The sequence below is a fragment of the Granulicoccus phenolivorans DSM 17626 = NBRC 107789 = JCM 15570 genome, assembly GCF_000423085.1.
GTDB lineage: Bacteria > Actinomycetota > Actinomycetes > Propionibacteriales > Propionibacteriaceae > Granulicoccus > Granulicoccus phenolivorans.
Genome location: NZ_AUHH01000020.1, coordinates 15085 through 38819 on the forward strand (window position 1 = coordinate 15085; position 23735 = coordinate 38819).

The window sequence follows — 23735 nt, forward strand, 5'->3', positions numbered from 1 at the left end:
AGCTGCCCGGGCTCGGAACGCCCCGAGCCCGGGCTCATCCCCCGAGCGTACGGCCGTGGTTGATCGTCCTGGGGGTGTACGCGGGTGCTCGTGGCTGCTCGCGGGCCCCGATCCGGCCCGCGGCCCCTGGAGGGCCCGCGCACCCGAGCTCAACCCGCGCGGCCGTCATACCCGCGCCCCCGGGCCTCGGGCTTCCCGCGACGGGAAGTAGCGGCCGGCACCGTTCCGCGACAGGAAAATCTCGTGGGCGCCTTCCTGCGACAGCTCGGCAGACCCAGCGATGACAGACCCGCCACGCGGGTGTTGCAGCAAGTGCGGGAACGGTTTGAGACCGCGGGACCTCCCCTGCCATCGCAGGTGCCACCACCCCCAACGAATCCATCGCAGGTGGCACCACCCCCACCGAACCCATCGCAGGTGCCACCACCCCCACCGAACCCATCGCAGGAAGCACCACCCCCACCGCCGCGGAGGTGGACGAGTTCATGGCCGCGCAGAAGCGGGCCGGCGAGGACGCCCTCGAACCGTGACCGTACGCCGGCGGGCTCAGCGGGCCGCACCCCATCCGAGGACCAGCGCAATGCCCAGCGCGGACCGCGGATCATAGGGACCCCGCCACAGCCCGCCGGCCACGGCCCGCTCCGCCTCCTCCTGCCACGGGGCCACTTCCTCCTGCTTCCGGGCCACGCCCGGATCGGGCGTCGACCGGGGCGCCATCAGCTCGTAGACCAGCAGGGCCGCCATCAGGGTGTTCGCGGTGGCCGGCTCGAAGACCGTGACCCCGAACCGGTGCGCCCCGGCGTACGCGGCGGCCAGGGCCCGATTCCGGGTCACCGACCGGGTCCGGGTCGGCGGCGCGACCAGCAGGGACACCTGCTGTCCGGCGCGGCGGGCCACCGTCGCCCGCCAGCGGTGCAGCCGCTTGGCGAGCAGGTAGTTCGGGCCCTGCTGCGGAATGATCGCGTCGGCGATCCCGGGATCCTCGTCGGGGTGATAGTTGCGCTGCAGCAACCGGCCCGCGCTCACCGTCTTCGCTACCGCCCGCAGCCGTTTCCACGACGTCTGGGCGTACGCCTGCGCGGACGCCCGGACCACCTCGCCCGGGACGGCGAACGCATCGGTCGGGGTCGCCAGCCACGCCCCGGCCAGATCCGGCAACTCGGCGGCGAGTTCGGTGAACAACAGGTCGGTGGCCAGCGCCAGCCGCAGATTCAGCACCCCGTCGGCGTACGCATAGTTGCCCAGCACCAGGCGTTCCCCCGGCGCGACCTGCTGCGGCAGCCACTCCCGCAGTTCGGCGGTCTGGGTGAGCAGGTCGGCTCCCGGCGTCTGATCCGGCTGGAGCGGATACTGCAGCGTGCCGGCACTGCGCCGGGCCACCTCCTCCAGCCGGTCCCACAGCGGCGCCCCCGGCAGATCGACCCCGATCACGGTCGCCCCCCACCGCAACAGGGACCGCACCGGCCCCATCTCCGCAGCCGCCCCGAGCGCCACCATCCGGTACCCGGGCAGCGACAGCCATTCCGGGTGGGCCAGCACCTCGGTCACCGCCGCGACCGCTCCCGGCTCCAGCACCCCGGCGCGCTGCCAGGTCGCCAGTTGCGCCCGCAGTTCCTCCCCGCGCAGCCGGCGCCCGTGCAGCGGCAGACTCAACTCGGTCTCCGGCTCGGCGGTGCCGCGCCACTGCCCCAGCGCGAGCGGGACCAGCGGTTCGGCCGGCTGGGTGAGCGGCCGGTCCAGCCCGTGCCCGACCCGGACCGCGCGCTCCCGGGCGGTCGCCAGCCCTGCCTCGGCGATCCGGACGCCGTCGGCGGCGCTCAGCCCGGCCTCCACCAGCCGCCGCAGATGCAGCGGATACCCGTGGCGCCAGTTCTTCTCCCGACCGACCGCCGCGGCCCCGACCGGATCGACCGGTGCCAGCGCCGCCGCCACCACCGCCCGTCCGTACGCCGAACTGCTCCGCTCCTGCCCGGCGGAGATCGGCAGGTTGACCCCCAGCTGCAGATCGGTGCTCATTCCTCACCCCAGAACAGTCGGTCGACCACACCCCGGGCATGGCGGGCCTTGCGTTGATAGTCGGCATGCAGGTGGGAGGACTCGCCCTTGCCGTACCCCATCAGCAGCGCCACGGCTGACAGCTCGCGCGCATCGGTGGGGAACGAATCGGACACCTTGTTCCGGACCAGGGTGATCCGGTTGCGCAACTCACTGGCCATCGTCCAGACCTCGGCCAGTTGATCGGCGTCCTCGGTGCTGATCAGCCCCAGCCCCTCGGCCGCCCGCAGCGCCGGCAGGGTCTGCGTTGTTCGCAACTCCGGATGCTCGTGGGCATGCTGCATCTGCAGCACCTGGATCGTCCATTCCACGTCGGACAGCCCACCCGGACCGAGCTTCAGATTGTCCTTGCGGGAGCCACCCCGGGGCAGCCGCTCGGCCTCCATCCGCGCCTTCAGCCGGCGGATCTCCTTCAGCTGCTTGGCACTCAACCCGCCCTCGGGCCACCGCAGCGCATCCACACTGGCCAGCAGATCCGCCGCCAGCAGATGATCCCCGACGCCGTAGTCGGCCCGCACCAGGGCCTGCGCCTCCCATGTCGCCGACCACCGCCGGTAATAGGTCCGGTAGGAGGCGAGGGTCCGCACCATCGGCCCGCCCTTGCCCTCCGGCCGCAGATCGGCGTCCAGGTCCAGCCCCGGCTCCGGCCCCGGTCGGGACAGCACCGAACGCAGGGTCTTGATCACCGCCGTCGCGTCGCGAATCTCGGCGTCGCCCCCCTCGGCCAGCACGAACAGCGCGTCGGCGTCGGAGGAATAGGACAGTTCCCGGCCGCCCCAGCGACCCATCGCGATCACCGTCGGCGGGATCAGGTCCCCACGGACCTCCCGCTCGTGCACCGTCACCACCTGCAGCGTCGCATCCAGCGTGGCCTGGGTGACCTGGGTCAACGACTCCCCGACGGTGGCCAGGTCGAGTTCCCCGAGCAGATCGCCCGCCCCGATCCGGAACAGTTCCCGCCGCCGGATCGCCCGGATCGCGAGGACCTGGTCCTCCAGGGTGTTCTTCACCCGGGACGCGGTGCGCATCTCGGCGACCAACTGCACCGACGACTTCGGGTGCAGCGCATCGGTGTCGGTGAGCAGTTGCATGGTCTCCGGGGCCCGCTTCAGCAGGTCGACCAGGTACCGGCTGGAGGACAGGATGGTGGCCAGGCGTTGTGCCATCGCCCCCTCATCGCGCAGGGCCCGCAGGTACCAGTGCGTACTGCCCAGCGACGCCGAGATCTGCCGGAACGACAGCAACCCGAAGTCCGGGTTGGGGCCCTCGGCGAACCAGCCCAGCATCGCCGGGAGCAACTGCCGCTGGATGTCGGCCTGCCGGGTGAGCCCGGTCGACAGCGCCTTGATGTGCTCCAGCGCCGCCTTCGGGTCGGCGTACCCCAACGCGCGCAGCCGGTCCCGGGCTGCGTCCGTGGTGAGCCGGGCCTCGCTCGTGGGGACCCGGGCGACCGCTTCCAGCAGCGGGGAGTAGAACACCCGGTTGTGCAGCTGGTAGACCCGCCGGGAGTGCCGGCGCCAGCCCTGCTGCACCGCCGACGCCGACCCCAGCCCGACCGAACGCGCGATCCGGCGCAGTTCGTCGTCGCGATCGGGCAGCAGATGGGTACGCCGCAGGTGGAACATCTGCACTCGATGCTCCAACACCCGGGTGAACCGGTACGCCGCGTCGAACTCCTTGCCCTCCTCGGGGCCGACATAGCCGTACGCGATCAGATTGCGCAGCCCGGGCAGGGTGGCCCGCTCCCGCAGCCGTTCGTCGACGCGACCGTGCACCAGCTCCAGCAGTTGCACGCTGAACTCGACATCGCGCAGCCCGCCCCGGCTGAGTTTGAGTTCGCGATCGGCCTCCTTGGCCGGGATGTGGTCGATCACCCGCTTGCGCATCGCCTGGACGTCGGAGACGAAGCTCTCCTGATCCCCCACCGTCCACACCATCGGGGCCACCATGTCGACGAAGTCCTGACCCAGGGCAAGGTCGCCGGCCATCGGCCGGGCCTTCAGCATCGCCTGGAACTCCCAGCCCTTGGCCCACTTCTGGTAGTACTTGCGATGACTGGCCAGGGTCCGCACCAGCGGTCCCGCCTTCCCCTCCGGACGCAGCGCCGCATCGACCTGCCAGATCGTCCCGGCCGCGGTGTGCGCCGAACAGATCCGGGTCATCGCCGAGGCCACCTTGGTGGCGATCGCGATCGCCTGATCACTGCTGATCACCGGCTCGCCGTCGGCCCCCAGCACCGGTTCGGCGAGATAGAGCACGTCCACGTCGGAGACATAGTTCAGTTCCTGGGCGCCGCACTTGCCCAGCGCGATCACCGCCAGTCGGGCCTGCGCGGCCGCCGGTCCCACCTGTTCGCGGGCCAGCGCCAGGGACGCCTCGATCGCGGCGTCGGCGAGGTCGGACAGCTCCGCGGCGATGTCCTCCACCACCTCGGTGGGCCGGGCGTGGGTGAGGTCCCGGGCCGCAACCCGGCACAGCTCGGTGCGATAGGCCAGCCGCAGGTCATCGGCCTGCCCGTTCTCGGTGACCGGGTACGCCCGGGCCGGGTCTGCCCCGGCCGCGGTCAACAGCCGGGCGCGCAGCTCGGCCGCACTGCGGCGTACGGCCGGCTCGGCGAGCACGTCGGCCCGGCCGGGATGGCTCACCAGGAATTGCTGCAGCGCGGTGCTGGCCCCCATCACCGCGGTGAGTTGCCGGATCCAGGTGTCCTCCCCCAGCCGATCGAGCAGTTCGGGGCGGGCCTCGATGATCCGGTCCAGACCCTCCATCGCCAGATCGGGGTCGGCCGCCTGCGCGATCACCCGGACCACCTCGGTCAGCTCTTCGGCCGGACCCCACTTCGCCAGGGCCCGGACGGCGGCGTCGGGGCGCTGATAGCCGCGGCGTGCCAGCTCGGCGACCGGAGAACGGGATCGGGGCATGAGGTGATGCTACTGCCCCGCCCCCGCCCCCGCGGGGAGCCTCGGCGCCCCGATTCCGGGCGGTGGATTCAGCAGAGCGTCCCCTGTTGTCAATCCGGACGAAACCCGGGCGAGCTAGGTTTGACTGGTGCCCACCACGCAAGCCCGCCGTACCCGAACCGCCCTCACGTCGGCCATCACCACGCAGGTCGGTCATGTGGTGGCCACGCTGCGCAGCCTCCCGCCGGCCGACTTCGATCGCCCGTCGGTGGTGGCCGATTGGGATGTTCGGATGATCGTGGCGCATCTGGTGATGATCCAGGACCAGTTGTTGGAGGACCTGGATTCCCCCACCTCGCAGCGTCCGGTGAAACTGTCGTCGCTGGGCCCCGGGTGGCGTCGCCAGCAGTCCTGGGAACTGACCGAGGAACTCGGCACCTACCAGAGCGCCGCCCAGCTCACCAACCAACTGCAGACCGGACTGGCCGAGGTCAACGCCCGGTGCCGCAAACCCGCGCCGGAGACCGTGCTGGCCGGTGGCGTCGATCCGCTGCGGTTCTCCGACTATCTCCAGTTGCTGGCGATCGATTGGGCACTGCACACCGATGATCTGAACCGATCGCTGCCGCAACGCCCCTCGATCCAACTCGAGTCGCCGGTGCTGGCGGCCGCGGTGCGTACGCTGGCCGACCTGCTCGCCACCCGGCACCCGGGACGCTCCATCGAGGTCCGGATCCCGCCGTACGCAGCCGTCCAGTGCGGGGATCCGGGCGACCCGACGCACACCCGCGGGACCCCGCCGAACGTGATCGAGTGTCCGCCGCTCATCTTCCTGCGGCTGGCCACCGGCCGGGTCGGGTTCGCCGCCGAACTGCGGGCCAATCACCTGACCGCGTCCGGTACCCGGGCGGACCTGACCGACAAGCTGCCGCTCTACTGACCGCGCGGGGCCCGGCCGGCCCGGATCACAACACCGGCAGGTAGCGGCGCAACTCCATCGGAGTGACCTGGGTGCGGTACTCGTCGAACTCGGCACGCTTGTTGCGCAGCACGAACTCGAACACGTGCTCCCCGAGCGTCTCGGCGGCCAGTTCGGAGTTCTCCATCGCGTGCAGCGCCTCGCCCAGGTTGGCCGGCAACGGGTCGATGCCCAGGGCGCGCCGCTCCCGGTCGGTCAGCGACCAGACGTCGTCCTCGGCCTCCTCGGGCAACTCGTACTCGTGCTTGATCCCCTCCAGCCCGGCATTCAACATCAGCGCGTACGCCAGGTACGGATTGGCCGCGGTGTCGATCGAGCGCAACTCGACCCGGGCCGAGGAACCCTTGTGCGGCTTGTACAACGGGACCCGGACCAGCGCGGAGCGATTGTTGCGGCCCCAGCAGATGTAGTTCGGGGCCTCACCGCCGCCGTTGAGGCGCTTGTAGGAGTTGACGAACTGGTTGGTCACCGCCGTGATCTCGGCCGAATGCTTCAACAGGCCGGCGATGAACTGCCGCCCGATCCGGGACAGGTGGTGTTCGGCCCCGGCGTCATAGAAGGCGTTGGTGTCGCCGGCGAACAGTGACATGTGGGTGTGCATGCCCGACCCGGGCTGCTCACTGAACGGCTTCGGCATGAACGAGGCCCGGATCCCCCGCTGCTCGGCCACCTCCTTGACCACCACCCGGAAGGTCAGGATGTTGTCGGCCATCGACAGGGCGTCGGCGTACCGCAGATCGATCTCCTGCTGCCCGGCGCCGGCCTCGTGGTGGGAGAACTCCACCGAGATGCCCATCTGCTCCAGCGTACTGATCGCCTCGCGCCGGAAATCGGAGCCGGTGTTGGAGATGGTGTGGTCGAAGTAGCCCGAGTGGTCGATCGGGGTGGGCTCCACCCCGGGGCTGATCTGGTGCTGCAGCAGATAGAACTCGATCTCGGGGTGGACGTAGAAGGTGTAGCCCAGGTCCGAGGCGTTCTGCATCGCCCGCTTCAGCACGTACCGGGGGTCGGCGTACGAGGGGGACCCGTCGGGCATCTTCAGGTCGCAGTACATCCGGGCGGTGTTGCCGTGCTCGGCCTCGCGCCAGGGCAGCAGCTGGAACGTCGACGGATCGGGATGGGCGATCATGTCGGACTCGAAGATGCGGGTGAAGCCCTCAACCGCGGACCCGTCGAATCCGATGCCCTCCTCGAAGGCGCCCTCGAGTTCGGCCGGCGCGATCGCCACCGACTTGAGGAACCCGAGCACGTCGGTGAACCAGAGTCGGATGAAGCGTACGTCGCGTTCCTCAACGGCGCGGAGCACGAACTCGGTCTGCTTGTCCATGGGCGAATTCTCCGGTGGTCGTGTTTCAGTCAGATTACGGTCAGGTTACTGGGACGGCAGCCGGGTCGGGCTGCTCACTCGTCCTCGTCGTCGGGGTCGTTGAAGCGGGGGTCGTTGTCCCAGTCCTCGTTGCGTTCGGCCACGTGTTCGAGGGCGCCGGCGGCCTGTTCGCGGGTGTCGTAGGGACCCAATCGGACGTCGTTCGAGCAGCCCTGGTAGGGCTCGACGCGGTGGTGCTTCATGCACCAGTAGAACTTGTTCTCATTCTCCGAGGCCATGATCGAGTCCCTCCGTGCGCTGGTCCCCCGAGCCTACGCGGGGGGTCCGGGCGGGTCGGGGCAGGGTCGGCCGGGTGGCCCGGACGCGTGCCGGCGGCCGAAGATGGTGGGTATGCCGATTCTGAACAAGGACATGACGCTGTGCATCTCGCTGTCGGGGCGCCCATCGAACATCGGGACCAGGTTTCACAACTACCTCTATGACGAGTTGGGTCTGAACTTCATCTACAAGGCGTTCGGCACCGACGATCTCGAAGGCGCCGTCCGCGGCGTACGGGCGCTGGGGATTCGGGGGCTGTCGGTGTCGATGCCGTTCAAGGAGGCGATCATTCCGCTGGTGGACGAGCTGGCCGATTCCGCCGCCGCGATCGAGTCGGTGAACACCGTGGTCAATGATGCGGGTCGGCTGACCGCGAGCAACACCGATTTCGAGGCGGTGCGTACTCTCCTCGGCGAAGCTGACCTGTCCCCCAACCTGCCGGTGGTGGTCCGGGGCTCCGGCGGGATGGCCAAGGCCGTGGTCGCCGCGTTCCGGTACGCCGGGTTCGACGATCTCACTGTGGTGGCTCGTAACCCGATCACCGGGCGGGCCCTGGCGGCGAAGTACGGGTACGCCTGGACGGCGGAGGATCTCGCGCCGGCGGCGAACGTGCTGGTCAATGTGACACCGCTGGGCATGGCCGGGCCGCAGGCGACCGAGTTGGCGTTCGCCGAGGCCGCCGTGGCGGCGGCGCACACGGTGTTCGATGTGGTCGCGTTCCCGGCCGAGACGCCGCTGATCCGGGCCGCGCGCGCCGCGGGGACGCCGGTGATCACCGGGGCGCAGGTGATCGCACTGCAGGCCGCGGCCCAGTTCGAGAAGTACACCGGCCGTACGCTCACCGCAGATCAGGTACGCCGGGCCTCGGAGTTCTCCCGCCGGGACGAGTGAGCAACCCGACAGTGGCGGCGGCAAGCAGCGTTCCGGAGGTCATCCAGCGTCACCGTTGGGCGCCCAGCGTCCGGGCGCACAGACGTTGGATGCCCCAACCTGACGCTGCTTCACCGGCCTGACGCTGCACGGTGCTCCATCGGCGCTCCTCGACCACGACCGTCCGCCCGGCCGCGCCCCCTCTCCACAGGTCAGGCCCGGCGCACTCGACGCGCACGAGCCGGTTCGACCTCGGGGCTCTTGGCGCATCGGCACGAGAGAGGCGGCGATGGATACCGTCTCCTGCACCTGGTGCAACACCTGCGGGTACGCCCGTTCCGTCGCTGGTCGATGCTTGCCATCGCGGGAAACGGGGGTCGGGATTTAGCCATCGCGGGAAGCCCGGGCCGGGGATTCAGCTGTCGCGCGAAGCCCGGGCCGGGATCTGGCTGTCGCGGGAAGCGCCCGACTCGGGGTTGGTGGGTGACCGCGCGTCCTTCTGGTCAACCAGCGTCCGGGAGGTCACCCAACGTCACCGTTGGGCGCCCAGCGTCCGGGCGCACAGACGTTGGATGCCCCAACCTGACGCTGCTTCACCGCCCCGACGCTGCCCGTCACCCCACCGGCGCCCCACCGACCTCACCCCGAACGCGTCGCGACTCGCGGCAACCGGCGTCGCGGAGGGTCAGCGACCCTGGAGCGACGGAGCCACGTCCGCCAAGCGGTACGTCGGTCGCGGTTCCCCCGGGAAGGAGAACCAGTCGCGCTCGATGGCGACTCCGGTCTGCTGCTCCAGCAGCGCCAGGCAACAGCTCTGCCAGGCCTGCTCCGGTTCGGGACCGATCGCCCAGCTCGGTCGGACCTCGTGCGGATTCGTGGTCGGCGTGATCGGATGGAGCGCCTCGAACTTTGCGGTCAGCTGTCCGTCGATCCCTTCGACGACATAGCCCAACCCTTCGACATTCCAGAAGACGCTGAGGAAGTGGCCCCCGCCGGCCGAACACTCCCGGGCGATCTCCGCCGAACTGGCACGGAAGCCGTTGTCCTCGACGGTGACCACCTGGTCGCCGGCATCGATCACCTGAACGAGCAGGCCGTCCTCGAACGTGGTGGTCGTGCGAGGCTCCGCCGAAAGGTAGGCGGGGGCGGCCTCTTGGTACTCGAGGATGCCCGACTTGTCCCAGGTCCCGAGCGGGGTCGGGTCACCGCCGTAGTTGCGGACGATGTCCGCCACCGAGCGGCCGCGCACCACCGCAATGGTCCAGGCCGGGACTTGCTCCGCCCAGGCGTACTTGTCGATCAGGGGGGCCAGCGCCATCGTTGCTCCTCGATTCGTACCTCGCCCGACCGGGTCGGTGCCGCGTCGTATCATCGCACGGGTGAGTGAGATCAGGCCCTACCCCGTTTCCCCGATCCGTGACGTCCCGCGCAGCATCCCGCGCCCGGAGTACGTCGGGAAGAGGGCACCTCAGCGCTACACCGGCTCGCACGTGCAGACCCCGGAGACGATCGAGCGGATGCGGGAGTCGGGCCGAATCGCCGCCCAGGCGCTGGCCCTGGTCGGCGCGGCGGTCGAGCCCGGGATCACCACCGATGAGTTGGACCGGATCGGGCACGAGTTCATGGTGTCCGAGGGCGCGTACCCCTCGACCCTCGGCTACCGCGACTACCCGAAGTCGATCTGCACCTCGGTCAACGAGGTGATCTGTCACGGCATCCCCGACGCCCGCCCACTGGAGGACGGGGACCTGGTCAAGATCGACATCACCGCGTTCAAGAACGGCGTGCACGGCGACAACTGCGGCACCTTCTTCTGCGGCAACGTCTCCGAGGAGGCCCGGCTGCTGGCCGAGCGTACGCAGGAGGCGATGAACCGCGGCATCCGGATGGCCAAGGCCGGCCGCCGGGTGAACGTGATCGGCAAGGTGATCGAGTCCTACGGCAAGCGGTTCCACTACGGCGTGGTCCGCGACTACACCGGCCACGGCGTGCACAGCACCTTCCACTCCGGGCTGGTCATCCCGCACTACGACGCCCCGCACATCAACGATGAGATCCAGGTCGGGATGACCTTCACCGTCGAACCGATGATCACCCTCGGCGGGATCGAGTGGGAGCAGTGGGACGACGGCTGGACCGTGGTCACCAAGGACCGTTCCTGGGTCGCCCAGTTCGAGAACACCCTCGTGGTCACCAACGACGGCCCGGAGGTCTTGACCCGGGTCTGAGCGCCAAAGTCGACACGATCCGGCCGGTTCGGCCAATCCCCGCCCCCGGGTGGGTTACCTTCACCCCAGACCGCTGGAGCGAGGAGGAGGTACCCGATGGCCGGCACCGGCTTCCCGAGCACACCTCTCACCCGTCGCCGCCTGCTGCAGGCCGGGGCGACCGGTGCGGCCCTGGCCGCGGCCGGGGTGCTGAGCGGCTGCGCCGCCGATACCGGGGCCGACGGGACCCGGCTGGTCCACGGTGCGACCGGCGGCTCCCTGAAGGACAGTCTGGATCCGCACCATCCGGTGACCGTGCCCGACATCGCCCGGGTGCGCAGCCTGTACGAGACGCTGATCCGCTACTCCGCCGACTTCCGACTCGAGCCCGGGCTGGCCGAGTCCTGGGAACCGAACGCCGAGGGCACCGTGTGGACCTTCCGGCTGCGCGAGGGGGTCACCTTCCACCACGGCAAGCCGGTCACCGCCGAGGACGTCGCCTTCTCCCTGGAACGGATGACCGATCCCAGCGACCCGGCCGCGTACGCCGTCCCGATCATGAATCTGATCGACCGGGCGGCCAGTGGCGCGGTCGATCCGCGTACCTATCAACTGCACCTGAGCGAGCCGTTCGCGATCGTCCCGCAGGTTCTGGCCAACTACTCCCTCGGGATCGTGCCGACCGACTTCGACCTCGCCGCCCCGGTCGGCACCGGCCCGTTCGCGTACCAGAGCTTCGTACCCGGACAGCGCAGCACCTTCACCCGCTTCGCCGACTACTGGGACATCGTCGCCGCCTACGACGAACTGGTCATCCTGAACTTCACCGACGATGCGGCCAAGGTGAACGCGCTGCTGGCCGGCCAGGTGCAGACCATCGACAACCTCCCGCGCTACCTGGCCGGGGCGGTCGAGAAGCAGGGCGCCCGGACCCTGATCGCGCAGACCGGCGGCTGGATTCCGTTCACCATGCGGGTCGATCTGGAACCCTTCAGCGATCAGCGGGTACGCGAGGCACTGCGACTGACGGTGAACCGGCAGGAAACGATCGATCAGGCCTGGAACGGGTACGGCCGGGTCGCCAACGACGTGTACTGCCCCTTCGATCCCGCGTACGCCGGCGACCAGTTCCCGCAACGCGAGCAGGATGTCGAGCGAGCGAAATTCCTGCTGAAACAGGCCGGTCGGGAGGGTCTGCAGGTCGAGTTGGTCACCTCCACCGGGGTAGGCGCCGGGGCGGTGGAGTCGGCGAACATGTTCGCCCAGCAGGCCCGGCAGGTCGGCATCGATGTCCGGGTCAACAAGGTCGATTCCTCCATCTTCTACGGCGAGCAGTACCTGTCCTGGCCGTTCGCCCAGGACTTCTGGAACACCCGCCCCTACCTGCCGCAGGCCGGTGCCTGCGCGCTGCCGGACGCGGCGTACAACGAGACCCACTTCAACCACCCCCAGTTCAACGACCTCATCCACGCCGCCCAGCGGGAACTGGACGAGACCCGCCGCACCCGGCTGATCCAGGACGCCCAACGCATCGAGTACGACGAAGGGGGCCTCATCATCTGGGGGTTCAACGACCAGATCGACGCCTACTCGCAGTTCGTCACCGGCCTGGTGCCCGCGGTCGAGCAGCCGATGTCGGCCTACCGGTTCAACCTGGCCCGGCCGGTGGCATGAGTACCGCCTACGCCCCCGCCGGTACGCCGACCGCCGGTCGGCCGACCGCCCGACGCCGTCCCTCGGCGACCCGGGCCTGGCTGCAGTGGCTGCTGCGCCGGCTGGGGCTGGCGGTGCTCACGCTGCTCGCGGTCTCCCTGCTGGTCTTCCTGGCCACCTCCGCGCTCGGCGACCCGGTCCGGGCGATCCTCGGCCGCGACTACGCGGTCTCCCCCGAGCGGGTCGAGCAGCTCCGGCAGACGCTGCATCTGGATCAGCATCCGGTGCAGCGCTACCTCACCTGGCTGGTCGATCTGCTCACCGGCCACCTGGGCGTCTCGGCGGTCAACGGGTTGCCGGTCGCCGAACTGATCGGAGGGCCGGTGCTGAACAGCGCCTTCCTGGTGCTGATCGTTGCGGTGCTGATGATCCCGCTGGCCCTGGGGCTCGCCCTGATCCAGGCCCGGACCCGGGGCAGCTGGCTGGACAACACCATCTCCGGCATCAACCTCGCGCTGGCCGGCGTACCGGAGTTCGTCACCGGCATCCTGCTGGTCGCGCTGTTCTCCACCAGCGTGTTCCGGCTGCTGCCGGCGGTGACGGTGATCCCGCCGGGCCAGATGGCCTGGAACCGGCCCTCGTCGATGATCCTGCCGGTGGCGACGCTGGTGCTGGCGATCGTGCCCTACCTGGCCCGGATCCTGCGGGCGAACCTGGGTGAGGCGATGGATTCCGACTATGCCGAGCTGGCCCGGTTGAAGGGCATCCCGGAGAACCGGGTGGTGCTGCGGCACGTGCTGCCGAACACCCTGGTCCCGACCATCCAGGTCACCGCGCTGCAGTTGGCGTGGCTGCTCGGCGGGGTCGTGCTGGTGGAATACCTGTTCAACTATCCCGGGATCGGCGCGCTGCTGGTCGACTCGGTCCGCAACTCCGACTTCCCGGTGGTGCAGGCGCTGACGATGCTCATCGCCGCGGCGTACGTCGTGGTGAACCTGATCGCCGACGCGCTGTCGATCCTGTTCACCCCGCGGGCCCGGACGGGGATGGTCGCATGAGGACGCTGGCCAGGGATCCCAAGATCGTCATCGGCGGCATCCTGACCCTGCTGATCGTGTTGCTGGCCGTCCTGGGCCCCCTGTTCGCTCCGCACGGGGAGTACGAGGTGGTCGGGCGGCCGTTCACCGGTGAGGGGTCGTTCCTGGGCACCGATTACCTCGGCCAGGACGTCTGGTCCCGGGTGCTGTACGGCGGCCAGTCGGTGCTGATCACCGCCGTGCTCGCCACCGCCCTGGGCGTGGTCATCGGCGGCCTGCTGGGGGTGACCGCGGCGTACGCGGGCGGCTGGCTGGAAGAGATCCTGATGCGGACCAACGATGTCTTCCTGGCACTGCCGCAGATCCTGGTCACCCTGCTGGTGCTCAGCGCGGTCCACGAACCGGCCGCCTGGATCATCGTGCTGCTGGTCGGCCTCACCCATGTCCCGCGCGTGGCCCGGGTCGCCCGGGGCGTCGCCCTGCCGTACGTGACCCAGGATTTCGTGCTGTCCGCCGAGGCCCTCGGCGAATCCCGGGCCCGGATCGTGATCGCCGAACTCGGTCCGAACCTGGTGGTGCCGATGCTGGCCGAGACCGGCCTGCGGCTGACCTACTCGATCGGGATGGTGGCCGCGATCGGCTTTCTCGGCTTCTCCTCCGATGTCGGCGCGGCCGATTGGGGGCAGATGACCAACGAGAACCGGTTGGCGCTGCTGGTCCAGCCCTGGGCGGTGCTGGCCCCGGTGCTGATCATCGCCCTGTTCACCATCGGGACCAACCTGATCGCCGACGGACTCGGCAGCCGGGCCGCGAAGGGAGCCGAATGAGTACCGTGGACGCCGCTGCTGCCGCCGCGGACGAGGCAGCCGTCGCGCAGACCGTCGGGCTCCGGGTCGAGCTGACCCGGTCCGGGATCGATGTCGTCGACGATCTCAACCTCGACCTGTATCCGGGGCACATCCTGGGGCTGGTCGGTGAATCCGGGTCCGGCAAAACCACCGCCGGCACCGCACTGCTCGGTTATGCCCGCACCGGCGCCACCATCGCCGGCGGCCGGATCACCGTCGCCGGGCACGACATCCGGTCGCTGTCCCCCGCCCGGGTGCGCAGCATCCGCGGGGTCACCATCGGCTACGTCCCGCAGGATCCCAACTCCGCGCTGAACCCGGCGATCCGGATCGGCGACCAACTCCGGGAACTGCTCGACCAGCACCGGATCGGGACCCCGGCCGAGCGCACCGCGCGGATCGCGGAGATCATGCCGGCGGTCGGGCTGCCCGGCGACCCGGCCTTCCTGCGCCGCTACCCCCACCAGCTGTCCGGCGGTCAGGTGCAGCGGGTCGCGCTGGCCATGGTCTTCCTGCCCCGGCCCCAGGTGCTGGTCCTGGACGAACCCACCACCGGGCTGGATGTCACCACCCAGGCGATGGTGCTCAGCAGCCTGAAGGAGTTGTGCGCGGACTTCTCGGTGGCCGCGCTCTATGTCACCCACGATCTGGCGGTGGTCGCGACGATCGCCGACCGGGTCGCAGTGATGTACGCCGGGCGGCTGGTCGAGATGGGCCCGACCCAGGAATTGTTCCGCGCCCCGGCGCACCCGTACACCCGGGCGCTGCTGCAGTCGATCCCGCATCTGCATCGCCCGTATCGGCTGACCGGCATCCCGGGGCGTACGCCCTCGCCCGGCAACCGGCCCAGCGGGTGCCGGTTCAACGACCGCTGTGAGTTGGCCGAGGACGCCTGTCGGGCCGAGGAACCACAACCGGTCGCAGTGAAGACCGACCACTGGTCACGCTGCCGGCGTACCGATGCCCTCGGCCCCTGGGACCCGGATTCCCGCGCCGGGCAGGACACCGACCCGGATCGCGAGCGTTCCGTGGTGCTGACCGTCACCGACCTGAACATCTTTCACGGCCGCAACCAGGTGGTCCATGACGTGTCGTTCGACCTGGCGGCCCCGGAGGTGGTGGCCCTGGTCGGTGAGTCCGGCTCGGGCAAGACGACGATCTCCCGGGCGGTGGCGGGGCTGCACACGCAGCGCACCGGTTCGCTGCACCTGCAGACCGATCCCACCGGCGAGCCGGCCGAACTCGCCCGCAGCGCCCGCAACCGCACCGCCGCGCAGCGGCAGGCGGTGCAGTACATCTTCCAGAATCCGTACCAGTCGCTGAATCCGCGGCGGACCGTCGAGCAGATCCTCGTCCGGCCGCTGGAGATCTTCGGGATCGCGTCCGGGCGGGCCGCGCGGGAGCGGGCGGCCGAACTGCTCGATTCGGTGCAACTCGGCGAGGGCCTGCTGCGGCTACGGACCAACCGGCTCTCCGGCGGGGAGCGTCAGCGGGTGGCGATCGCCCGCGCGCTGGCCTGCCGGCCGCGGGTCCTGGTCTGCGACGAGGTGACCTCGGCGCTGGATGTCTCGATCCAGGGGTCGATCACCGAATTGCTGACCCGGATCAAGAACAAGCACGGCATCGGCATGTTGTTCGTGACCCACGACCTGGCCCTGGTGCGCACCATCGCCGATCGGGTGCTGGTGCTGAACCGGGGCCGGGTCGTCGAGTCAGGGCTGGTCGCGCAGGTGTTGGATCACCCGCGCGACCCCTACACGCAGAGCCTGATCGCTCACACCCCGACCTTGACCGGCGCGTTCGACGCCTCCGGCTCGGCCTGAGCGATCAGTTCCCACAGCTTGGCGGTCCCCTCCTCCAGCGCCGCGGCGAACTCCTCGGCCTGTTCGGCCTCGTCGTCGCGCCACATCAGCAGGAAAACGAACCGGCCGTTGCCCTCGGCATCGCGCGGTGCGACGTAGTAGACGCCGAAGCCGCCGGGGCTGGTCGGGGGGAAGCTGACCACACCGACGTCCGGCTGATCGCCGAGCGAGGTGGTCGACAGGAAGTCGGTGGTCAGCAGTTCGTAGCCGGGGTCGCTGAAGATTGCCGGGGTGAGCCCGGCGCGGGTCGCCAGCTTCTTCAGCATGAACAGGTGCCGGGAGAAGCCCTGTCCGGCATGGGCCTGCTTCACCAGCTCGCGGTGCTTGGCGAGGGCCGTATGCAGCTGGTCCTGGGTCGCGGTGCCGGCGAGCATCCCCTCCACCAGGGTCCGCAGCTCCATGGTCACCGGGCGCAGGCACTCGGTCCGGCCGGCCTGGTAGGCCCGCATGTCGACGGCCTCGTAGTGGCTGCGCAGCCGCCCGTAGGTCCGCTGCTGGGCGTACGCGAGGACGATCTGCTGGGCCGCATCGTTGCTCAGCCGGTACGCCGGGGCGGCCGGCACCGGGATCGAGAGCTCACGGACCTGGTAGTGATTGGCGTCCTGCTGGTACTCCGACAACCGGACCGCCAGCTCATGGGCGAAGTCGGTGTCGGTGACGTTCCACACGCACTCCTCCACCGCCGGCACGGCCACGGTCTCGTCGTCATAGGGCACCATCTTCTTGGCCTCGTGCCAGACGTGGCGCAGCGTACCGCCGTCGATCATGCTGTGCTCCTGGTGCACGGCGGTGAAGCCGTCGGCCAGGTTGAAGTGGTAGGTCAGCGGCTTGTAGATCCAGGCCTGATCCAGGTTGAAGTTGAGTCGGCGCAGTTCCTCGGCCGAGTCCAGTCCCTCACGGTCGATCAGGTTCACCAGGAACAGGGCCTCGGTCGCGCGGTCGTGGGTCTCCTTGTTCTCCGGGTCGTCGAGGAAGAAGGTGAGTTCCTCGGCCAGGTAGGTGCTGTCCAGGTAGGACAGCGCCAGCGGAGACATGCCGGTCTGCACGGGCTTGGCGTGAATCTCGTCCAGCAGCGCGTGGATCACGTTGCGGGGCAGGGCCCGGCCCTGGTCGTCGCTGATCCGGACGTAGAACAGGCGGCCGTTCCAGAGCACGCCGATCTCCCGGTTCGCGGGTTCGGGCGAGCCGCCCACGAACTTGTCCTTGAACCGGCGGGGCAGCCGGGCGCCGCCCTCGAGCACAATCAACTGGCTGGGGTCGATGGGTTCCCCGTGGTCCCCCACCTCGGCCGGCAGTTCGCGGTGCAGGTACGCCAGATGCGTCTGGGCCAGGCGGTGGACCAGGTCGGCGGCCCGGGCGGTGCCGGTGGCGGGCAGGTCGGGCAGGTCATCGGTGAGCAAGGTCTTCGCCACGCTCGAGGCCAGCGTCAGCGGGCGACGCTCGGTGTTGTAGGCCTCGAACCAGGCGTCGGACAACCACGACTTGCCGGCGGCGTTCTGGATGTCGGCGAAGTCGAGGAGGGCTTGCTGGAGGTCCGGTCCGTCGGTTTCGGCGAACTCGGCAACGGCACGCTGAGTGGCCTCGTGGGCCACATCAGACTGCAGTGGACGCACTGCAGAGAGATAGCCGTCGAGGGTCTGGCTCAGCTTGGGTACGGGAAGTACGGGCAACTGTTTAGACACGTCAAACAGTTTGCAGGGTCGACGGGGGTGACCGGAATACCCGTTTCGTTCTACGGGAGAAATTGGTCTACGCGGCGTGATCGTACGCCATGGAGGAACGAAAAGCTAGACCCTAGTCTGAATTTTCCCCCAAACTTGGTGGGGTGAGGTCGTCGGGGGTGCCGAACCGGTGTGCCGTGGCCGAGATCGACTGCTCCCGCAGGAAGGGCAACAGCTCGACCTCGCCGGCGGAGACGACGGCGCCCGCGTACCGGGCCAGGGAGGGGTGGCTCACCTCCACCGGCTGATCGGGGCGTCCGACCAGCCGGACCCGGGTGTCCCCGCGCCGGGTCACCCCGGCCCGGAAGGCGGCCTCGTCCTCGACGGTGAGGGTGATCGCCGTGTCGAGCCGCAACAGCGTATCCAGGGCGGGCGGCAGTTCTCGGGGGACGCTGACCCGCAGCGGGGCTCCGGCGCGGCGTCCGGCACCGATCACCCGGAGCAGGTGGACCAGCGGACCGGAGCACCAGCGGATCGTCACCGGGACCGGCAGGTGTCGCAGGATGTTGCGCTCGATGCCGAGGCCGGCCAGGTCGGTCGCGGCGTACACCTCGCGCAGGGCCAGCGCATCCAGCGCCCAGGCCCGGGCCAGCCAGTCGGTCTCGGCCCGGGTCAGCCCTGCGGCCTCGGCCAGGCGCCGCGGCCGCCCCGTGAGTCGGGTGCGATGCCCGTCGGGCCCGGGAGCATCGCTCCACTCCCCCAGGGCGAACAGATAGTGCGGGCCGCCGGCCTTGGTTCCCGGCCCGACCGCCGACGACTTCCAGCCGCCGAAGGGTTGTCGGCCGACGATGGCACCGGTGATGCCGCGGTTCAGATAGAGGTTGCCCGCTTCGACGGTGTCGATCCACCGGGCGACCTCGGCGGGATCCAGGGACTGCAGTCCGCTGGTCAGCCCGTAGTCGACCGCGTTGACCAGGCCGATCGCCTCCTCGAGGGTGTCGGCGGTCAGCACACCGAGGACCGGCCCGAAGTACTCGGTGCGGTGGGCATCGGAGCCGGGACGGACCCCGAGACGGATCCCCGGGCTCCACAGCCGGCCGGCGGAATCCAGTTGCCGGGGTCGCAGGGCCCAGCGCTCCCCCGGCCCGAGCTCGGTCAGGCCGCGCCGCAGCTTCTCCCCCGGCGGCTCGATCACCGGGCCGACCTGGGTCCGCGGGTCGTCGGGGTAGCCGACCACCAGGGAGGAGGCGGCGTCGATCAGTTGCCGGTGGAAGCGCCGGGAATCGGCGACCGAGCCGACCAGCACGGCCAGCGAGGCGGCCGAGCATTTCTGGCCGGCATGGCCGAAGGCGGAGGCGACCAGGTCGGCGACGGCCAGATCCCGGTCGGCGCTCGGGGTGACGATGATCGCGTTCTTGCCGGAGGTTTCGGCGAGCAGCGGCAGGCCGGGGCGCAGGCGGGCGAAGAGTTCGGCGGTCTGATAGCTGCCGGTCAGGATGACCCGCTCGACGGCGGGATGGGTGATCAGGGCCGGACCCAGCGTCGCTTCCTCCGCGTCGGGCCCCAGCGTCACCGGGGTCACCAGATCGTCGACCGGGAGATCGTCGAGGCCGGCTTCCCGTAGCCCGGTACGCAGCCCCTCGGTGATGATGCGAGCGAGCACCGTGCCGGTGCGGACCGCCTGCGGGGCGGGTTTCACCACGACGGGCGCGCCGGCGGCGAGTGCGGCCAGGACTCCCCCGGCCGGGATCGCGATCGGGAAATTCCACGGCGGCACGACCAGGATCAGCCCGACCGGGTGGAAGGTGGCGCCGGGAACCTCATCGAGCCGGCGCGCCAGCCGGGCGTAGTAGCGGGCGAAGTCGACGGCCTCGGACACCTCCGGGTCCCCCTGGTCCAGGGTCTTTCCGGTCTCGGCGGCGGCGACCTCGAGCAGTTCGGCGCGATGGGCCGCCAGGGCGCGGGCGACCGCGAGCAGGACCCGGCCGCGGGCGGCGCCGGGGAGCGTACGCCACTGCCGCCCGGCCGCGACCGCTGCCGCGAGTGCCCGCTCGATGTCGGCGGGGCTCCGGACGCGGGCGGCGGCCGCCTCGGCGACCCCGAGTCGGCTGTCGGGGATCGCGGCGGTGATCGCGCGGGCCCAGGTCTGGTTCTCGGCCAGCGCCGGGTCGGTGTCGCAGGTGTGCCGAAATCGGCCGGTGTCGCGCGGCAGTCGCTCGTTCTCGGCCGCACGCGGCAGGGGTTCGTTCCCGGCCGTGCGCGGTGAGCGGTTCGGGCGCGGAACCGCCGAGTCCAGGTCGCGTACGCCGGCGCGGAAGCGGTCAGCCTCGCGGGCGAACATGGCGGGGTCATCCAGGGTGTAGGCCGCGGAGAGGAAGTTGTCGGCAGCGGCTCCCTCGTCGAGGCGGCGCACCAGGTACGCGATCGCGGAATCGAACTCGTCGGGGTGCACCACCGGGGTGTAGAGCCGCACCGTACCGACGTCGCGGCGGACCGCGGCGGTCTGGCCGCCGGCCATTCCGAGCAGCATCTCGAACTCCGCGGCGGGGCTCGGCCCGGCGGTGCTCACCCCGCGTTCGGTGATCAGCAGCCGGGCCAGGGCGATGTGGAACAGGTTGTGCCCGGCAATCCCGATCCGGACCCCGGCGGTGCGCTCGGGGGTGAGCGCGTAGTCGAGCAGGCGCAGATAGTTCGTGTCGGTGGCCCGCTTGGTGGGCCAGGTGACCAGCGGCCAGCCGGTGCGCCGGGATTCCACCCGCTCCATCGGCAGGTTCGCCCCCTTGACCACCCGGACCTTGATCGGTGCCCCGCCGGCGGCGATCCGGGTCGCGGCGTACGCCTGGAGGTCGATCAGGACCGCCAGGGCATCGGGCAGGTACGCCTGCAGCGCGATCCCGGCCTCGGCGTGGCGCAGCGCGGGGTTGTCCAGGATGCGCCGGAACACCGCCACGGTCAGGCGCAGATCCCGGTATTCCTCCATGTCGAGGTTGAGGAAGGTCGGCGGGGTCTGCGCGGCGGCCAGCTCGTAGAACGGGGTCAGTTCGGCGGCGATGGCGGTCACGGCCTCCTCGAAGGCCCAGGGGTTGTGCGGGGCGGTGGCGGCGGAGACCTTGACCGAAACGTAGTCGACGTCCGGACGCTCGATCAGCCGGCGAATCCCGGCCAGCCGGCGCGCCGCCTCCTCCCGGCCCAGGATGGCCTCCCCCAGCAGGTTGAGGTTGAGCCGGTATCCGTCGGCGCGCAGCCGGGCGATCGCCGGGCCGAGCTGGGCCTCGGTGGCGTCGATGATGAGGTGGCGGACCAGCCGGCGCAGGGCCGCACGCACGGCCGGAACCGCCACCACCGGAGCCAGCGGGGCCAGTCGCCCGCCGGTCCGCAGGCCCACCCGCAGCGGTGCGGGCAGGAAGGCAGGGGCGTGCGGGGCCAGCTCGGCCAGGGCCCGGGCCGCAACCCGCGGGTCCTCGGGGCGGATCACCCGGTCGACGAACCCGACGGTGAAATCCAGCCCGGCCGGATCCTGCAGCACCCCGGCCAGTTGCCGTTCGGCGAAGGTGGTCCGGTGCTGCGCCGCCGCGGCCAGCCACGTGCGGACCTGATCGACGGCGGCCGGGGCCAACGCGCGTACCTGCTCCGGATCGGGGTAGCGGGCGGTCATGCTCCATTGTGCGCTCAGGCCGGCAGGGTCGCCAGTGGCGGGGCAAACAGGGGCAAGTGCGCGCGTCAAGCCCTGATAAGTGGTCGCGGCGTCATTCGGGCGGTCGCTCCCGGGAGCCGATACTGCGGAGTAATTTTGTCTTGGGACCCTGGGGAGGGCCTTCGGCACGAGGGGTGCCGGAACACAACGAAGGAGTTGCCATGGGCATCATCTTGTGGATCATCGCCGCCGTTCTGGTGATCTCGGGAATCCTCGCGATCGTGCGCAAGCAGTTGTTGTGGGGAATCGTGCTGATCGTCGTCGGACTGCTGGTCGGCCCCGGCGGGGTCAGCCTGTTCACCTGAGACACACGTCAGATTCGGTGCAGCAGATTTTCCCACCGGTCAGTCAGACCACATTTCGACCGGCCCCCGGGGAATCTGCTGCACCGTTTTTGCTGAATCACGAAGTAGCTCCCGCACCCGCTCGGGATTTTCGGTGATCATCCGCCAAGTAAAGTGCAGTATCTGCCACCCGTCGACGCTCAGATCGTTCCGGCGATCTCGATCTGCCTCGAAAGCCGGGCGGGAGCTGTGGAACTCGTAGCCATCGACTTCATAGGCAACCTTCAGCTCTGGCAGGGCGACGTCGAGCAGGTAGCTGCGCCCGCGGCACCGCACGTGGTAGTTCGCGCGCCAGCCAACAATCCCTTCCTCCCACAACAGGACGTGGAGTCGGCGTTCGGCCTCCGACCAGGGTTTGGCCCGTGACTCGTGCAGGATCCGGGATCGCAACGTGTTCCCGGGCCGGGACGGATGGGCGGCATGCGCCCACCGGGCCGCTGCCAGAAACTCGTCTTGCCGCTGTGGCCCCAGTGTGCGCAGCGCGCTGTCCAGAAAGCTGCCGCCTGCCTCAGGAATCAGGTCGACCGCGGTCAGTTCGGGTACGGTGCAGCGCAAGCCACCGCCATCGCGGATCCACTCCGGATCGATCCGGCGCCGGGTCCAGCGGAACAGGTCGCCGCCGGGACGCCAGTGGGTGGGCGAGGCGACTTCCAGCGGAAACAGTCGGGACGGATCCTGGGGCCACAACGTCAGATGCGCCGCGGCCCGGCCGGTCAATACCGCAGCCGGCGAATAGCTCTGCACAGCCCGCATCGCGATGACGGGGTCGGCGCGGTGATCCGGTGCCGCATAGATCCCGGGGAACAAGCGCACCAGCCGTTTACCGACTACTTCCCGGCGTGCGACCGCGGCCAGCCGGGGGTTGCCTGTAGTAGTGATCCAGCCCTGCCGCCGAATCCAATATTCGATCTCCTGCTTCGTCACGCCGGAAGGATGGTCGTGCCGGCTGCCGAACTGCCGGGGCCCGGCGAAGTTGTGGACAACTTCTTCCCCCGGAACCGTCGTTCCGGGTGCGGCAAATCTTGGCCAGGCTCAGTCAGACCGCATTTCGGTGGGTCTGTGGGGGATTTGGTGCACCCGAAACGACGGTTCCGGCGGGAGAGGGAGTGACGAGGCGACCGATAAGCCGGGTTCTGTCGTTGGACGATCATCCATCTAGGACCGCCGTTGCCGGTGGCCTCCAGCAACCTACCCGGGAACTCGGGCGAGCAGCCCTCGATCGTTCCCTGTCTGGTCTTGCTCCGAGTGGGGTTTACCTGGCCACCCCAGTCACCTGGGGTGCCGGTGGTCTCTTACACCGCCTTTTCACCCTTACCCCCGAAGGGGCGGTCTGTTTTCTGTGGCACTGGCCCGCGGGTCACCCCGGGTGGGCGTTACCCACCACCCTGCTCTGTGGAGCCCGGACTTTCCTCGACGTTCCAATCACGCCGCGATCGCCTGGTCGCCTCGTCAGCGCATCATGGTACCGCGTTCACCTCCGACCTGACACCACGACGGCCCCGCCGACCGAAGTCGACGGGGCCGTTGGCCGGTGAGCGATCACTCGGGCAGGTGCGCCACCATCTTGACCTCGAGGTAGTAGCCGGCCTGGCCGCCGAGCATTGCGGCACCGATCGCGGTCCAGGTCGGGTAGTTGTCGGCGTTGGTGATGTACTGATCGCGGATCTCGGAGTACAGCGGCAGGTCACGCATGTCGGTGTGGAAGCTGAGCACATCGACCACGTCGTCGAAGCTCGCGCCGGCGGCCTCGAGCACCAGCTTCAGGTTCTCGAAGACCTGGACGAATTGGGCCCGCTTGTCCTCGACCAGCTTCATCTCCGCGTCCCGGCCGATCTGACCGGACACGTAGATCACATTGCCGACCTTGACGCCGGGGGCGTAGTGGATGTTGTCGTAGACGGCCTGCATGCCATCGGGAATGATCGGGGTGCGTTCGGTCATGGTTGCTCCTTCGGGTGCGTGCTGGGTGCTGGTAGGTGT

General features: G+C 69.8%; 17 protein-coding genes and 1 other RNA gene. 8 read left to right on the top strand and 10 right to left on the bottom strand.

Going from position 1 to position 23735, the window contains the following annotated elements; translation table 11 throughout:
* Positions 1-546: 546 nt before the first annotated feature.
* Complete coding sequence (locus G531_RS26910; protein WP_035758460.1) at positions 547-2016, bottom strand: hypothetical protein; 1470 nt, start codon at positions 2014-2016, stop codon at positions 547-549.
* The gene (locus G531_RS0109525) at positions 2013-4976 is read right to left on the bottom strand and encodes a bifunctional [glutamine synthetase] adenylyltransferase/[glutamine synthetase]-adenylyl-L-tyrosine phosphorylase (protein WP_026927083.1); all 2964 of its coding nucleotides are present in this window, start codon (positions 4974-4976) and stop codon (positions 2013-2015) included. The genes G531_RS26910 and G531_RS0109525 overlap by 4 nt, the downstream gene beginning before the upstream one ends.
* 127 nt (positions 4977-5103) lie before the next feature.
* On the opposite strand from G531_RS0109525, the gene G531_RS24530 reads away from it, so the two are divergent.
* Complete coding sequence (locus G531_RS24530; protein ID WP_060930001.1) at positions 5104-5895, top strand: maleylpyruvate isomerase family mycothiol-dependent enzyme; 792 nt, start codon at positions 5104-5106, stop codon at positions 5893-5895.
* Positions 5896-5920: 25 nt separating this feature from the next.
* Here the strand turns inward: G531_RS24530 and glnA are convergent, their stop codons facing one another.
* Both glnA and G531_RS0109540 read right to left on the bottom strand, forming a co-directional pair.
* Entirely contained in the window at positions 5921-7261 is a 1341-nt protein-coding gene (gene glnA / locus G531_RS0109535; protein ID WP_026927084.1) for a type I glutamate--ammonia ligase, read from the bottom strand.
* Between the two features lie 74 nt (positions 7262-7335).
* Complete coding sequence (locus tag G531_RS0109540) at positions 7336-7539, bottom strand: hypothetical protein (protein WP_026927085.1); 204 nt, start codon at positions 7537-7539, stop codon at positions 7336-7338.
* 112 nt (positions 7540-7651) lie between these two features.
* Between G531_RS0109540 and G531_RS0109545 the strand changes: the two genes are divergently transcribed.
* Positions 7652-8470, top strand: a complete 819-nt coding sequence (locus G531_RS0109545) for a shikimate 5-dehydrogenase (RefSeq protein ID WP_026927086.1) — start codon at positions 7652-7654, stop codon at positions 8468-8470.
* Positions 8471-9134: 664 nt separating this feature from the next.
* Here G531_RS0109545 and G531_RS0109550 read toward each other — a convergent pair.
* Positions 9135-9767: a DUF6461 domain-containing protein gene (locus G531_RS0109550; RefSeq protein WP_026927087.1), complete on the bottom strand. Its 633-nt coding sequence runs from the start codon at positions 9765-9767 to the stop codon at positions 9135-9137.
* 61 nt (positions 9768-9828) lie between these two features.
* On the opposite strand from G531_RS0109550, the gene map reads away from it, so the two are divergent.
* The 5 genes from map (at position 9829) to G531_RS21625 (ending at position 16017) form a co-directional block, all read left to right on the top strand.
* Positions 9829-10677 carry a type I methionyl aminopeptidase gene (map, locus tag G531_RS0109555; RefSeq protein WP_245630471.1) on the top strand — a complete coding sequence of 283 codons (849 nt, stop codon included), beginning with the start codon at positions 9829-9831 and terminating at the stop codon, positions 10675-10677.
* Positions 10678-10773: 96 nt separating this feature from the next.
* Positions 10774-12330, top strand: a complete 1557-nt coding sequence (locus G531_RS0109560; protein ID WP_026927089.1) for an ABC transporter substrate-binding protein — start codon at positions 10774-10776, stop codon at positions 12328-12330.
* Positions 12327-13367 carry an ABC transporter permease gene (locus G531_RS0109565; protein ID WP_026927090.1) on the top strand — a complete coding sequence of 347 codons (1041 nt, stop codon included), beginning with the start codon at positions 12327-12329 and terminating at the stop codon, positions 13365-13367. The genes G531_RS0109560 and G531_RS0109565 overlap by 4 nt, the downstream gene beginning before the upstream one ends.
* Positions 13364-14173: an ABC transporter permease gene (locus G531_RS0109570; protein WP_026927091.1), complete on the top strand. Its 810-nt coding sequence runs from the start codon at positions 13364-13366 to the stop codon at positions 14171-14173. Before G531_RS0109565 ends, G531_RS0109570 begins: the two co-directional genes overlap by 4 nt.
* Entirely contained in the window at positions 14170-16017 is a 1848-nt protein-coding gene (locus G531_RS21625) for an ABC transporter ATP-binding protein (RefSeq protein ID WP_051215306.1), read from the top strand. Before G531_RS0109570 ends, G531_RS21625 begins: the two co-directional genes overlap by 4 nt.
* On the opposite strand, the gene G531_RS21630 is transcribed toward G531_RS21625, so the two are convergent.
* Together G531_RS21630 and G531_RS0109585 are read right to left on the bottom strand one after the other, a co-directional pair.
* Entirely contained in the window at positions 15969-17738 is a 1770-nt protein-coding gene (locus G531_RS21630) for a choline/carnitine O-acyltransferase (protein WP_162143168.1), read from the bottom strand. The genes G531_RS21625 and G531_RS21630 overlap by 49 nt on opposite strands.
* A gap of 112 nt (positions 17739-17850) precedes the next feature.
* Positions 17851-21372 carry a proline dehydrogenase family protein gene (locus tag G531_RS0109585; protein WP_035758461.1) on the bottom strand — a complete coding sequence of 1174 codons (3522 nt, stop codon included), beginning with the start codon at positions 21370-21372 and terminating at the stop codon, positions 17851-17853.
* A gap of 200 nt (positions 21373-21572) precedes the next feature.
* On the opposite strand from G531_RS0109585, the gene G531_RS26280 reads away from it, so the two are divergent.
* Positions 21573-21716, top strand: a complete 144-nt coding sequence (locus G531_RS26280; protein ID WP_169515876.1) for a GPGG-motif small membrane protein — start codon at positions 21573-21575, stop codon at positions 21714-21716.
* 39 nt (positions 21717-21755) lie between these two features.
* Here the strand turns inward: G531_RS26280 and G531_RS24535 are convergent, their stop codons facing one another.
* The 3 genes from G531_RS24535 to G531_RS0109600 form a co-directional block, all read right to left on the bottom strand.
* Positions 21756-22679 (bottom strand): DUF559 domain-containing protein, encoded by a 924-nt coding sequence (locus G531_RS24535; RefSeq protein ID WP_145978668.1) that lies wholly within the window; start codon positions 22677-22679, stop codon positions 21756-21758.
* Positions 22680-22861: 182 nt separating this feature from the next.
* Positions 22862-23204, bottom strand: an RNA gene (gene rnpB, locus G531_RS24550) — RNase P RNA component class A.
* A gap of 90 nt (positions 23205-23294) precedes the next feature.
* A complete protein-coding gene (locus G531_RS0109600; RefSeq protein ID WP_026927094.1) occupies positions 23295-23696 on the bottom strand; it encodes a RidA family protein in 402 nt (133 codons plus the stop codon).
* Positions 23697-23735 lie beyond the last annotated feature (39 nt).